Here is a 12,641-nt window from a genome sequence, read left to right on the forward strand (position 1 = left end):
GGGACCGGATCGGCGACTGCCGAATTCGCGTGGACCAGGTACGCTGCCGGTCGCTCGGGCCCGGCGCACGTCCGGCCCGCACCCACCAGCGACAGCAACCTGAGGAGCGCATCGACATGCAGCCCGGATACCCCTCTCAGCCACCCCAGCAGGTCGACAACAACATGACAATGTCGATCGTCGCCATCTTCCTCTTCTGGCCGCTGGCCATCCCCGCGATCATCAACGCCTCGAAGGTCAACCCGCTGCTCCAGCAGGGCGACTACGCCGGTGCGCAGGCCGCGGCGGCCGAGTCGAAGAAGTGGTCCAAGTGGGCCCTGATCGTCGGCATCGCCTGGATCGCGATCGTCCTGGTCTGCTGCGTGGGCGGTAGCCTGCTCGGTGCCATCAGCGGCAACAGCGCGATGAGCTACTGATTCCGGATGCAGCCCGGTAACCCTGGTCAGGACCCGTACGGCCAGCAGCCGCCGTACGGGGACCCGACCTCTTCGCCGCCCGCCAACCCGTACGCCCCGCCGCCGGCCAACCCGTACGCTCCGCCGCCGGCCAACCCGTACACGCCGCCTGCGGATCCGTACACCCCACCGGCGGACCCGTACGGGCCGGCCGACAACGCTCCGGCGGACCCGTACGGTCAGCAGCCCTCCGGCCCGCCGCCGGTCTCGCCCGCCCCCTACGACCCGTACGCGCCGCCGCCGGCCGCCCAGCCCCCGGCGTACGGGCAGCCTCCGGCGTACGGGCAGGAGCCCGCCTACGGGCAACCGGCCTACGGCCAGCCGCAGGTGTCGGGCCAGCCGTACGGTCAGCCCTACGCCGACCCGTACGCCGCGCAGCAGCCGTACGGTGGCGCACCGATGTACCCGCAGGCCGGCTTCGGCGGTCCCAGCGGCCCACAGAACACCCTCGGCCTGCTGTCGATGATCCTCGGCATCGCGTCGATTCCGCTGTCCTGCTGCTATCTCGGCATCCCGCTGGGTGCGGCCGCGCTGATCACCGGCTGGCTGGGCAAGCAGAAGGCGGACCAGGGTCTGGCCAACAACTCCGGACAGGCGCTCACCGGCCTGATCTGCGGTGGCGTCGGCGCACTGTTCGGCGTGCTCCAGATCGTGCTGCTGGTGGTGAACGTCAGCCTGACGTAGCGCTGAGCACACCCGCATCGAGGGGCGTTCCGGACAACCGGGACGCCCCTCGGTCGTCCACCGGGCCGGCGTGACGGACTCCGTTGACTCCGCCGGCCCCTCAGCTACCCGGGCAGGCCGATCAGGTCGGCCATCCGGCGCATCTGGTGGTCGAAGTACTCCTCCCGCGCCTGGATCAACCCGTCGAGCTGACCGAAGAGCTCGAAGCTCACCGCGCCGAAGCAGGACATCCAACCGGTGGCGCCGCGACTGAGCAGCGCCTCGGGGACGCCGGGGAAGAACCCGCCGCGGACGGCGGCCAGGTCGGCCTGGACCGGCCCGGGCAGGTCACCGGGGTCGCTGAGGGCACCGGCGGCGAACCCGTCGGCGAGGATCCCGATCAGGACGGTCGGCGTCCGGACCGCCGCCACGGTGGTCTCCTGCGGCGCGGCGTAGCCGGGGACCGGGCTACCGAAGAGCAGGGCGTACTCGGCGGGATGGGCCAGCGCCCAGCGGCGTACGGCGTGACAGGCCGCGAGCCACCGGCCGCGCAGGTCGGTGCGGTCGGTGACCTCGGCGTCGCCGGCCTGCACCGCGTCGCCCAGCGCGTGGTAGCCGTCCACGATCAACGCGGTGAGCAGTTCGTCGCGGCTGGGGAAGTAGCGGTAGATCGCCGAGGAGACCATCCCCATGTCCCGGGCGACGGCACGCAACGACAGGTTCGCCCCTTCCGCCGCGAGGTGCCGGCGGGCGATCGCCTTTATCTCGTTGATCATCTCGGCTCGGGCCCGAGCCCGGATGCTGGCAGCAGGCATGACAGTGAGTGTCGCACACATTCGAGAGCACTGCTCTTGACGACGGGGGTTCACATCGGCGAACATGGCTCTCGACAGAGAGCACTGCTCTCCATTTCGAGAGGAGACTCCCGTGGCCACATCCGCACACCTGATCGTCGGCGCCGGCCTGGTCGGCTCGACCACCGCGCGCCAGCTCGCCGAGCAGGGCGAACAGGTCCGCATCGTCAGCCGCTCCGGCCGGGGCCCGGACCACCCACGGATCGAGCGGTTCGCCGCCGACGCGGTCGACGCCGACCGCCTCAGCGAGCTGGCCGACGGGGCGACCGCGATCTACAACTGCCTCAACCCCGCCTACCACCGTTGGCTGACCGACTGGCCGCCGATGGCCGACGCGCTGCTCACCGCCGCCGAACGCTCCGGCGCGCCCCTGGTCGTCACCGGCTGCCTCTACGGGTACGGCGAGGTCACCGGTGCGATGACCGAGCAGACCCCGCTCGCCGCCACCCACCCCAAGCTGAAGGTACGGGCCGACATGTGGCGTGCCGCCCTCGCCGCCCAGCGCGCCGGGCGGATCCGCGCCGTCACCGAGGTGCGTGGCAGCGACTACCTCCAGGCGCAGTCGATCATCAGCTTCCTGCTCGGCAAGCCGCTGCTCGCCGGACGTCGCGCCTTCGTGCCCGGCCCGCTCGACGTACCGCACACCTGGACCTCGATCAACGACATGGCGGCGATGCTGATCACCACGGCCACCGACCAGCGGGCGTGGAACCGCGCCTGGCACGTGCCCAGCGCGGCACCGCTGACGATCCGGGAACTCGCCACCCGGTTCACCGAGGTGGTCGGGGCACCCGCGCCGAAGCTCACCACCATCCCCGGCCCGGTCTTCCGCGCCGCCGGCCTGCTCTCCGCGATGCTGCGCGAGTTCCAGACCACGGCGTACCAGTTCGACAGGCCGTTCGTCATGGACTCCACCGCCGCCACCGAGACCTTCGGTCTCCGCCACCAGCCACTCGACGAGTCACTGCGGGAGACCGCCGCGTTGCTCGGCGGACTCCCGGCCGCGACCACACGCCGACCGGCAGCCGTCTGACCACCGCCGCCCACCCGCCCCGCCGGACCGCGTCCGTCGTCCTGCCCCGAACATCAGCCCTGCACCGGAGGTACCTCGACATGTCCACCGTCACGATCGCCGCGCCCGTCGTCGCCGGGACCGCCAGCACGGTCGACCGGGTCGACAACCGCATCCCGTACGCCAGCTTCGCCGTCGCCTACCTGCTCGGGCACGGTGCCGCCGCGCTCTCCACCGGCGCCGACCCGTTGGTCGACCTGCCCGGATGGCTGCCCATGACCCTGCTCGCCGCCGGCATCGTGGCCGGCAGTGTCGCGGCCACGGTCGCCGCCACCCGCGCCCAGCGCGGTGCCGGCCGAGCCGAGCTGCTCTCCGGCAAGCTCCTCGGCATCGCCTGGGTCACCGGCTTCACCGGCCTGTTCTTCGTCATCACCGGCCTGGCCACCACCCTCGACATGCCCGAGCTGCACACCATCCTCTGGCCGAGCGGTTCGGCGTTCATCGTCGGCCTGATCTATCTCGCCGAGGGCGCCGCCCGCCGCAACGTGTTGCACTACGCGCTGGGCAGCTGGCTCGCCGTGGTCTCCACCGCCGCGCTCTTCCTCAGCACGCCCGGGCCGTACTGGATCCTCGCCCTCGCCGGCGGCGGTGCCTACGTCCTCGCCGCCGTACTCGAGTCCCGACGGCTCGCCGGCCACTGAACGGTCCACGTCCATGCAGGCGACACGCGGTGGTCCCCCGGGATCACCGCCGTTCGCCGTCTCGACCCGGTCGGCCTTCCTGCCGGCATTCCGGCCCTCGGCCGGCTGGCGGTGTCAGGCGGTGAGCCGGGTGAGCCAGCGGGTGGCGGCGGCACCGAGCAGCGCACCCGCGCCGATGACCACAGTTGACGCGAGCGCCACCTGCCAACCGACCGGGCCCAGTTCGGCCAGCCGACCCGCGCCGAGCGGCCCGCCGGACGCCTCGGCGACCGCACCCATCAGCAGACCGGTCACCGGCCCGGCCAGCACGGCCGGAAACAGCAGCGCACCCCAGCCCAGCGGTGCTCGTTCGACGGCGGCCGCGCGGAGCAGGCGGCGGGCGAGCAGCCCACCGACGGCCAGCCCCACCAGGGCCGGGAGCGCCAGGATGGTGGCCGACCAGAAGCCGTCGACCGGCCCACCGGGCAACCCGGCGACCAACGGCAGGGCCGGCAGCGCGCCGACGGCGACCTCGCTGGTCCGTACCGCCGTGTCGGTGCCCACGGCGAAGCCCGGGCCGAGCAGGTAACTGGTCGACCAGACGGTGGCGTTCGGCGCGTAGGCCAGGCTCACCAGCGTGATGCCGGCCTGACCGGCCACCCCGGTGCGGTAGGCGCCGATCAGGTCGGCCGCGTCACCACCGCCGGTCGCCACGGCCAGCCCCGCCACCGCCGCCCCCGCCCCGAGCAGCACCAGCCCGGCCACCAACCCCGCCTGCACACCGTCGCGCAGCGGCTTCGGCGTACGGGCGGCGAGCAGGTCGGACAGCCGGCTGGTGCGCGCCGCGCCGACCCCGGCGGCGAGCACGCCGAGCACGCCGAAGGTGAGCCCGGCCCGCACCGTCGACACGCCGAGCCCACCGGCCCCGACCAGCATCGCGGCCAGCACACCGAGCAGGGCGTACACGACGCCCACGGCCACCGCGGCGACGAGGGTGCGACCCGGTGAGCGGCTGCCCCGGGCACCGATGGCACGGGTGACGTGCACCCCGGCCCGGGACAACCGCCACACCGCCAGGGCGGTCACCGCGAGCGGTGCCAGACCCAACGGCCCGGTGGCGGTCTCCAGCGGCACCCCGTGCCCGAGCAGCCAACCTGCCGTCCCCGCGCGCACCGCGCCGAGCAGACTGGCGGCACCCTCGCTGAGCTGGAACAACCAGAGCACGAGCGCCACCGGCAGCCAGGAGGTGAGGGCGGCGCCACCGGCGGCCACCAGGGCGGCGACCACGAGCGGCGCGTGGTTGCGGCCGGTGGGCCCGCCACGGGGCAGCGGCACCCGGCGCGGCGGGCCGGCACGACCGGGCGGCCGACTGCCGGCGTCCCGGGCTTCGGTGGCCCGCCGGGGCTGGTCAGGGGTGACGAAAGACATCGGTTCTACTCTGGCATGCCGCGCCCGGGTCGGCTGACCGACACCACACCGGCGGGACACCTAGTTGCTCTTATCGCGTGTGACGCCACAGGTACTGCTCTAGCCTCGGCAGCAAGGAGCCGTGATCCGTGTCGCGGCAGCTAGCGCCCGGAGGGAAGCCGTGACCACTCCGTATCCACCGCCACCGCCGCCGCCCTCGCGCCCGGCCGGTCGGGACCGCACCACGCTCTGGGGTGTGCTGGGCATCGTGACGGGCCTGCTCTGCTGCGGCATCCTCGGCATCGTCTTCGGCTGGTTGTCGATCCGCGACGCGCGGCGCTACCACCAGTCTCCGGTGCTGGGCTACGTGGCGATCGTCCTCGGTGTGCTCAACATCGTGCTGAGCCTGATCCTGCAGGCGACCGGGAACTACCCGTACTGGAACCGCTGAGGGGCCGACCGGACGGTCAGCCCCTCAGCGCGGTCCAGCGGTCCGGTCAGCGGCCGGACATCAGCTCCCGCATCAGCTTGGCGGTCTCGGTCGGCGTCTTGCCGACCTTGACGCCTACCGCTTCCAGCGCGGCCTTCTTGGCGTCGGCGGTGCCCGCCGAGCCGGAGATGATCGCACCGGCGTGGCCCATGGTCTTGCCGGGCGGGGCGGTGAAGCCGGCGATGTAGCCGACCACCGGCTTGGTGACGTTGGCCTTGATGAACTCGGCCGCCCGCTCCTCGGCGTCACCACCGATCTCACCGATCATCACGATCGCGTCGGTGTCCGGGTCCGCCTCGAAGGCGGCCAGGGCGTCGATGTGCGTCGTCCCGATGATCGGGTCACCGCCGATGCCGACGCAGGTCGAGAAGCCGATGTCGCGCAGCTCGTACATCATCTGGTAGGTCAGGGTGCCGCTCTTGCTGACCAGGCCGATCCGGCCGGCGCCGGTGATGTCGGCCGGGATGATGCCGGCGTTGGAGGCGCCCGGCGAGGCGATGCCCGGGCAGTTCGGCCCGATGATGCGGGTCCGCTCCCCCTTGGCAACGTTGTACGCCCAGAAGGCGGCGGTGTCGTGCACCGGTACACCCTCGGTGATCACCACGGCCAGCGGGATCTCGGCGTCGATCGCCTCGATGACCGCGCCCTTGGTGAACTGCGGCGGTACGAAGATGACGGTGACGTCGGCGCCGGTCTCCTTCATCGCGTCGGAGACGCTGGCGAAGACCGGTAGCTCGGCACCGTCGAAGTCGACGGTGGTGCCCGCCTTGCGCGGGTTGACGCCGCCGACGACGTTGGTGCCGGCGGCGAGCATCCGCCGGGTGTGCTTGGAACCCTCGGAGCCGGTCATCCCCTGGACGATGACCTTCGATTCCTTGGTCAGCCAGATTGCCATGATCAGACCCCCGCAGCCGCCAGCTCGGCGGCCCGCTCGGCCGCGCCGTCCATGGTGTCGACCCGCTCGATGAGCGGGTTGTTCGCGCCGTCGAGGATCGCCCGACCGGCCTCGGCGTTGTTGCCGTCGAGGCGTACGACAAGCGGCTTGGTGACTTCCTCGCCACGCTGCTTGAGCAGGTCCAGCGCCTGGACGATGCCGTTGGCGACCGCGTCGCAGGCGGTGATGCCGCCGAAGACGTTGACGAAGACACTCTTCACCGACGGGTCGGAGAGCACGATCTCCAGACCGTTTGCCATCACCGCGGCGCTCGCGCCGCCACCGATGTCGAGGAAGTTGGCCGGCTTGACGTTGCCGTGCCGCTCGCCCGCGTAGGCGACCACGTCGAGGGTCGACATGACCAGACCCGCGCCGTTGCCGATGATGCCGACCTCGCCGTCGAGCTTGACGTAGTTGAGGTCCTTCTCCTTGGCGGCCTGCTCCAGCGGGTCCACGGTGGCCTGGTCGACCAGGGCCTCGTGATCCGGGTGCCGGAAGCCGGCGTTCTCGTCGAGCGAGACCTTGGCGTCCAGCAGCAGCAGCTTGCCGTCCTTGGTCTTGGCCAGCGGGTTCACCTCGACCAGGGTGGCATCCTCGGCGACGAACGCCTGCCACAGGCCCACCGCGGTCTCGACGACCTGGTCGGCGACCTCGGCCGGGAAGCCGGCCGCCTCGACGATCTCCCGCGCCTTGGCCTCGTCGACGCCCTTGACCGCGTCGATGGGGGCCTTGACGACCTTTTCCGGGGTGTCGGCGGCGACCTGCTCGATGTCCATGCCGCCGGCCACGCTGGCGATGCAGAGGAAGGTGCGGTTCGCCCGGTCGAGCAGGTACGAGAAGTAGTACTCCTCGGCCACGTCGGCGGTCACCGTGATCATGACCTTGTGGACCGTGTGACCCTTGATGTCCATGCCGAGGATGTCGGTGGCGCGGGCCACCGTCTCCTCCGCGCCCTCGGCCAGCTTGACGCCACCGGCCTTGCCTCGGCCGCCGACCTTCACCTGTGCCTTGACGACCACCCGGCCGCCGAGGCGTTCGGCGATCGCGCGGGCCTCCTCTGGGGTCGTAGCGACGCCGCCGGCGAGCACGGGCAGGCCGTGCCGCTCGAACAGGTCCCGCCCCTGGTATTCGTACAGGTCCACGATTGCGCGTCCCGTCCCGTCTCTGCGGCGCACCGTCGCGCCGCCACCAGCGTATGGAAAGAAAACAGTGCGATGCCTGACATCAGTGGAAGTTGAAACAGGCCATTGCGCGCAGCCTAGCGATGACGGCACGGCGGGCAACCGAGCGGGTGCGCGGTGTGCGGTAATCCACAGCCCCCCGCGGACGCCGCCCGCAGCCTGCGGCAGGACCGACGGCAAGGTCACCCGAACGAGCGATCCTGCCAGCTCGGGCAGGGATCTCGGCGATGGTGCGTAACCCCGCCGAAAGGGCGTCGTTGAGTCTGATGTCGGCGCGCTGGAAGGCGCGAGGACACGAAAGCGGCCGATGCCCTGTCGGTCGAGGGGTGGCGGCGGGGCATCGTGCATAGAGGGGCCGGACGTGTGAGGGGTGCGTCCGGCCCCTCACTCTGCGCCCTCAAGCCGCTGTACGCCGTGATGATTCGACGGCGTACGACCAGCCGGTCGGAAACTCAGCCCACCGGCTGCGCGACATTCTCCCGGACCCACTCCACGATGGACTGAGTGGTCGCGCCCGGGGTGAATATCTTGGCCACACCCAGCTGCGTCAACTCCGGCAGGTCGGCGTCCGGGATGATGCCGCCGCCGAAGACCACGATGTCCCGGGCGTCGCGCTCGTCGAGCAGTTCGATCACCCGCCGGAAGAGCGTCATGTGCGCGCCGGAGAGCACCGACAGGCCGACGGCGTCCGCGTCCTCCTGGATCGCGGTCTCCACGATCTGCTCCGGCGTCTGGTGCAGGCCGGTGTAGATGACCTCCATGCCGGCGTCACGCAACGCGCGGGCCACCACCTTGGCGCCACGATCGTGGCCGTCCAAGCCCGGCTTGGCGACGACGACCCGAACACGAGAGCTCATCTGCGCATCCCTTTCACCGGCTCCGCGGCAATCACCTGAACGAACGGTAACCCGCGCGGACGAGCCCGGGAAACCGGGGCGAGCATCACAGTGGCCACGGCGTGCACTCGGCGACATCGGCACACCCCGAATCGCCACGACCGATGCCGGACGAGTCAAGGAGGACGACTCAGCCGATCGGTCACGGTGCGCTACGAACGGACGATAACCAGGGCACCCTGTCGTGACCCAAAGGCCTGACAATCAGGGACGGAAAGGGACAGAATGGAGCAGCGAGTTCGGCGCTCCGGCTTGTGACTCGCCTGACGGTTGGCTACCGTGTCCACGGTTGTCATCAGGTCTACGGACGGGTGACGACGCGGAACCAGCCACACTCGGACCTCGGTCCGGGTGCGGGCCAGTCCGCATCGGAACCCCGACAACGGAGGGTGTGCGTGCGCCAGCGCCTGTCGTCTGAGCCCGATAGATATCGCGGCCGCCGTCGCGTACCCACCCCCCCACGCAGCCGCTACGCCGCGGTCGTCACCACCGCCTTCGTCGGTGCCGGTGTGGTGGCCCTGGGCGCGGGAGCCCTGCCGGACGCCAAGAGCGTCAACCCGTCCGTGCTGGACGAGCTCAAGCAGGCGTCGATCAGCAGCCAGGGCGCGGCGGACCGGGCCGACGCTGCCGAGCGCGCATCCCGCGACGGCCGAGGCGCCTCGGAGATCGTCGCCGACTCCGGCGTCTGGCTGCTCCCCCTTCAGGGCTACGACTTCAACTCGCCGTACGGCATGCGCTGGGGCAAGCTGCACACCGGCATCGACCTGGTCGCGCCGGAGGGCACCCCGTACGTCGCCATCCACGAGGGCAAGGTCACCAAGGCGGGCTGGTTCGGCGGCTACGGCTACGCCGTCATCGTCCAGCACGCCGACGGCAGTGAGGCGATCTACGGCCACTCCTCGGCGCTGAGCGTCCGCGAGGGCCAGCAGGTCAAGGCCGGCGACCAGCTCGGTCTGGTCGGCAACACCGGCCACTCGTACGGCTCCCACCTGCACCTGGAGGTCCATGTCAAGGGCCAGCCTCTGGACCCGGTGCCGTGGCTCCAGGAGCGCGGAGTGGACATCAAGCTGCAAGTCGAGGCAATTTACAGCGAGGTAGCCGACTCCTGACCGCCAGTAAGGCCTGATGACCGCCCGGATCGCATGATCCGGGCGGTTTTGTCTGTGCGCCCCGGCAGTAAAGTGTCCCAGCTCACAGCAGTGACTGTGGCGGATGCCATAACACCGGCCCGCGGCGGATCCGGACAGTCGACCACGGCGTCGGACAGACGCGGACAGCCACCCGGCGGTGCCGCACCGGCCCGTCCACCCCCGGTACCCACCGCACGGCGGTTCGACACCAGGATTTCGAGGTCACGTGCCACTTCGATCCCGTGAGGTCCGCCCGTGCAGGACGACAACTCCACCCCGTACCGGAAGATCCCCAACGCTCCGGCGCGACACCGACGTCAGGTCGGATGGCGCGACCGCGGCCTGGTCATCGGCGCGGTCGCGCTGGTCGGCCTCGGCGGTGTCGCCGTGGCGACCCGCGACGGCCAACCCACACCGAGCCCGGTCTCGCTCGACGCGCAGGCCGAGGCCGAGGCCGCCCGCATCGACGCCGCCGCCCGGGCCGACCGGTCGGCCCGCGACCTCGTCGCCCCCAGCGCGACGAACAGCCCGACGCCGACCCCGTCGGCGAGCGCCAGCCCGACGGCCAAGCCCAGCCCGAAGGCCACCAAATCCGCCAAGGCCACGGCGAAGGCGACCAGGAGCGCAACACCGAAGGCCACCAAGAGCGCGACCTCGGGCTGGGTGATTCCGATGGCGGGTGCCGCCATCACCTCGTGCTACGGCCCCCGCTGGGGCACCCTGCACGCCGGCATCGACTTCGCCCTGCCGGCCGGCACCCCGGTCCGTGCCGCGTTCGGTGGCACCGTCACCAAGGCCGGTGACGTCGGCGACGGCTACGGCATCTCCGTCGTCATCGACCACGGCAACGGCTACCTCACCCACTACGCCCACCTGAGCACCGCCAGGGTGAGCGTGGGCGAGAAGGTCAGCACCGGGCAGACCATCGGCCTGGAGGGCTCCACCGGCGACTCGACCGGTCCGCACCTGCACTTCGAGGTGCACCAGGGACAGATGTGGAACCAGATCGACCCGGCACCCTTCCTGCGCGCCCGCGGCATCAACGTGGCCTGCTGAACGGATGGAGCGTCAGGGCGCCTCCGGCGGGTCGGCGAGCGACAGGACGGGCCAGTCGGCGAGGTCGGCGAGCATCTGCCGGTCATGGGTGGCGACGACCACGGCGGCCGAGGTCTCCCGTAGGGCGGCGGTCAACTCGTCGACAAGCGGTGCCGACAGGTGGTTGGTGGGCTCGTCGAGGATCAGCAGGTCCGGCCGTTCGGCGAGTCGCAGCGCGAGGTTCAACCGGCGTTGCTGCCCCTGGGACATCCGCCCCACCGGGGTCCGCAGGGCCTCCCGGTCGAGCAGGTTTGTCGCGGTCAGCGGCAGCCGGTCCCGGTCGCCGAGCCGCCCCGCGGACTGGAGTCGGCCGACGTACCGGTCGTACAACTCGTGCGCGAGGACGTCCGACGGCCAGTCCGGCACCTCCTGCCCGAGCAACGCGACCCGGGCCTGCGGCAGGTGACGGACCTCGCCGGTGGACGGTTCGAGCTGCCTGGCCAGCACCGCGAGCAGCGTCGACTTGCCCGCCCCGTTGGGGCCGGTCACCAGCAGCCGGTCCCCACCGTCGATGGTGAGGGTGACGGCGTGCCGCAGCCGCCCAGTCACCGTGACGGCGGTGCAGCGCAGGATCGGTGACCGCGTCCGGGTGCCGAGTTCGGGCCAGCGCAGTCGCAGCGGCGGCTCCGGCACGGTGAGCTGGTGGGCCGCGAGGTCCTCCTGCCGGCGCCGCAGTGCCTGGACGACACCGGGGGCGCGGGACTGGCGCTGGTGTTTGCCGTGGCCCTTCTCCGGACGCCAACCGGTGCTCAGCCGTTGCTGCGCCTCGTTCACCGCCTCGGCCAGCCGCTGATGCTCGACCTGCTGTGCCTCGTACTCCCGTTCCCAGCGTTCGCGCTCCCGACGGCGCCCCTCCTGCCAACCGGCGTACCCGCCGGCGAACAGGCGCGGTCGCCCGTCCTCGCTGGGGTCGAGGTCCAGGAACTCCACGGCCACGTCGCGCAGCAGCGCCCGGTCGTGCGTCACGACCACGACTCCGCCCGGATGCTCGCGCAACCGTCCGGTGAGGAAGGCCAGCCCGCCGGCGTCGAGGTGGTTTGTCGGCTCGTCCAGCATCAGCAGGTCGTAGCGGGCCCCCAACAGGCAGGCCAGGCGGACCCGGTAACGCTGACCGACCGAGAGCGTGGCCAGCGGGCGCTGCCGGTCGGTGCAGGCGTCCAGCCCGGCCAGCGCCACGTCGACGCGCCGCTCGGCGTCCCAGGCGTCGAGTCGGGTGGCCGCGTCGAGCGCGGCGGCGTAGGCGTCCTCCGCGCCGGCCAGCCCCTCGGTCAGCGCCGCCGTGGCGTCGTCGAGCGCCCGCAACGCGCGGCGGGACTCGCGGGTCGCGGCCGCGACGAGGGTGCCGACCGTCTCGCCGTCGCGTGCCTGGAGCACCTGCTCGGCCAGGCCGATCGTGCCGGCCTGGTCCACCGTGCCCTGATCGGGCGCGGCCACCCCGGCCAGCACGTGCAGCAACGTCGTCTTGCCCCGGCCGTTCTCGCCGACGACGGCCAGGCGGGACCGCGCCGAAACGGTCACGCTGACGTCGGACAGCACGACCCGCCCACCGCGTACCACCCGGATGCCGTCCGCTCGTACGTGCGCCCGGTGGCCTGCCGGCAGCTGGCCGGCGGGATGCAACTTACTCATGCTCATCTTGTCTGCTCTTCGGCTCGTCGTGGAGCCGGGCAGCACGAAGACGCCGCCCGGCGGGAACACCAGGACGGCGGAACAGAGCTCGATCAGGAAAAGCCGGTCAACCCTGCCGCCGTCAGCGGCGGAACCAGGGCTTCATCGAGAAGGCGCACGAGTGCATGCTCCGACGATAGCGCAGCCGGAGCGGCTCCGGTGCCCGGTGGTGATCA

The 12,641-nt window shown here is 71.6% G+C and carries 13 protein-coding genes; 7 read left to right on the forward strand and 6 right to left on the reverse strand.

Annotated elements, in window-relative coordinates:
- The first annotated feature begins 116 nt into the window (after window positions 1-116).
- Window positions 117-416 (forward strand): CD225/dispanin family protein, encoded by a 300-nt coding sequence (locus EG812_RS07575; protein WP_013735834.1) that lies wholly within the window; start codon window positions 117-119, stop codon window positions 414-416.
- A gap of 6 nt (window positions 417-422) precedes the next feature.
- Window positions 423-1,139: a DUF4190 domain-containing protein gene (locus tag EG812_RS07580; RefSeq protein ID WP_013735835.1), complete on the forward strand. Its 717-nt coding sequence runs from the start codon at window positions 423-425 to the stop codon at window positions 1,137-1,139.
- 104 nt (window positions 1,140-1,243) lie between these two features.
- Here the strand turns inward: EG812_RS07580 and EG812_RS07585 are convergent, their stop codons facing one another.
- Window positions 1,244-1,933, reverse strand: a complete 690-nt coding sequence (locus EG812_RS07585) for a TetR/AcrR family transcriptional regulator (RefSeq protein WP_126711203.1) — start codon at window positions 1,931-1,933, stop codon at window positions 1,244-1,246.
- 112 nt (window positions 1,934-2,045) lie between these two features.
- On the opposite strand from EG812_RS07585, the gene EG812_RS07590 reads away from it, so the two are divergent.
- Together EG812_RS07590 and EG812_RS07595 are read left to right on the forward strand one after the other, a co-directional pair.
- Complete coding sequence (locus EG812_RS07590; RefSeq protein ID WP_233579421.1) at window positions 2,046-3,005, forward strand: NAD-dependent epimerase/dehydratase family protein; 960 nt, start codon at window positions 2,046-2,048, stop codon at window positions 3,003-3,005.
- Window positions 3,006-3,085: 80 nt separating this feature from the next.
- Window positions 3,086-3,685, forward strand: a complete 600-nt coding sequence (locus EG812_RS07595) for an ABC transporter permease (RefSeq protein WP_126711205.1) — start codon at window positions 3,086-3,088, stop codon at window positions 3,683-3,685.
- Between the two features lie 114 nt (window positions 3,686-3,799).
- Here the strand turns inward: EG812_RS07595 and EG812_RS07600 are convergent, their stop codons facing one another.
- A complete protein-coding gene (locus EG812_RS07600) occupies window positions 3,800-5,092 on the reverse strand; it encodes a cell division protein PerM (RefSeq protein WP_013735839.1) in 1,293 nt (430 codons plus the stop codon).
- Between the two features lie 160 nt (window positions 5,093-5,252).
- Between EG812_RS07600 and EG812_RS07605 the strand changes: the two genes are divergently transcribed.
- Window positions 5,253-5,522, forward strand: a complete 270-nt coding sequence (locus EG812_RS07605) for a DUF4190 domain-containing protein (protein ID WP_126711206.1) — start codon at window positions 5,253-5,255, stop codon at window positions 5,520-5,522.
- Between the two features lie 46 nt (window positions 5,523-5,568).
- On the opposite strand, the gene sucD is transcribed toward EG812_RS07605, so the two are convergent.
- The 3 genes from sucD to icmB all read right to left on the reverse strand — a co-directional run bounded on the left by sucD (window position 5,569) and on the right by icmB (window position 8,533).
- Complete coding sequence (sucD, locus tag EG812_RS07610) at window positions 5,569-6,456, reverse strand: succinate--CoA ligase subunit alpha (protein ID WP_013735841.1); 888 nt, start codon at window positions 6,454-6,456, stop codon at window positions 5,569-5,571.
- Between the two features lie 2 nt (window positions 6,457-6,458).
- Window positions 6,459-7,637, reverse strand: a complete 1,179-nt coding sequence (gene sucC, locus EG812_RS07615; protein ID WP_013735842.1) for an ADP-forming succinate--CoA ligase subunit beta — start codon at window positions 7,635-7,637, stop codon at window positions 6,459-6,461.
- 491 nt (window positions 7,638-8,128) lie between these two features.
- Entirely contained in the window at window positions 8,129-8,533 is a 405-nt protein-coding gene (icmB, locus tag EG812_RS07620; RefSeq protein ID WP_013735843.1) for a coenzyme B12-dependent isobutyryl CoA mutase small subunit, read from the reverse strand.
- Between the two features lie 434 nt (window positions 8,534-8,967).
- Between icmB and EG812_RS07625 the strand changes: the two genes are divergently transcribed.
- Together EG812_RS07625 and EG812_RS07630 are read left to right on the forward strand one after the other, a co-directional pair.
- Entirely contained in the window at window positions 8,968-9,681 is a 714-nt protein-coding gene (locus EG812_RS07625) for a M23 family metallopeptidase (RefSeq protein ID WP_013735844.1), read from the forward strand.
- Between the two features lie 276 nt (window positions 9,682-9,957).
- Window positions 9,958-10,758: a M23 family metallopeptidase gene (locus tag EG812_RS07630; RefSeq protein WP_126711207.1), complete on the forward strand. Its 801-nt coding sequence runs from the start codon at window positions 9,958-9,960 to the stop codon at window positions 10,756-10,758.
- A gap of 12 nt (window positions 10,759-10,770) precedes the next feature.
- Here EG812_RS07630 and EG812_RS07635 read toward each other — a convergent pair whose 3' ends face one another.
- Window positions 10,771-12,432, reverse strand: a complete 1,662-nt coding sequence (locus EG812_RS07635) for an ATP-binding cassette domain-containing protein (protein WP_233579422.1) — start codon at window positions 12,430-12,432, stop codon at window positions 10,771-10,773.
- Between the last annotated feature and the right edge of the window lie 209 nt (window positions 12,433-12,641).

The sequence above is a fragment of the Verrucosispora sp. FIM060022 genome, from assembly GCF_003977705.1.
Classification (GTDB): Bacteria; Actinomycetota; Actinomycetes; order Mycobacteriales; family Micromonosporaceae; genus Micromonospora; species Micromonospora gifhornensis.

Excerpts from the sequence above, each read along its gene's own strand:
- EG812_RS07585 (WP_126711203.1), bottom strand. The coding sequence starts at position 1,933 with ATGCCTGCTGCCAGCATCCGGGCTCGGGCCCGAGCCGAGATGATCAAC.
- sucD (WP_013735841.1), bottom strand. The coding sequence starts at position 6,456 with ATGGCAATCTGGCTGACCAAGGAATCGAAGGTCATCGTCCAGGGGATG.
- EG812_RS07580 (WP_013735835.1), top strand. The coding sequence starts at position 423 with ATGCAGCCCGGTAACCCTGGTCAGGACCCGTACGGCCAGCAGCCGCCG.
- EG812_RS07575 (WP_013735834.1), top strand. The coding sequence starts at position 117 with ATGCAGCCCGGATACCCCTCTCAGCCACCCCAGCAGGTCGACAACAAC.
- EG812_RS07635 (WP_233579422.1), bottom strand. The coding sequence starts at position 12,432 with ATGAGCATGAGTAAGTTGCATCCCGCCGGCCAGCTGCCGGCAGGCCAC.
- icmB (WP_013735843.1), bottom strand. The coding sequence starts at position 8,533 with ATGAGCTCTCGTGTTCGGGTCGTCGTCGCCAAGCCGGGCTTGGACGGC.
- EG812_RS07595 (WP_126711205.1), top strand. The coding sequence starts at position 3,086 with ATGTCCACCGTCACGATCGCCGCGCCCGTCGTCGCCGGGACCGCCAGC.
- EG812_RS07600 (WP_013735839.1), bottom strand. The coding sequence starts at position 5,092 with ATGTCTTTCGTCACCCCTGACCAGCCCCGGCGGGCCACCGAAGCCCGG.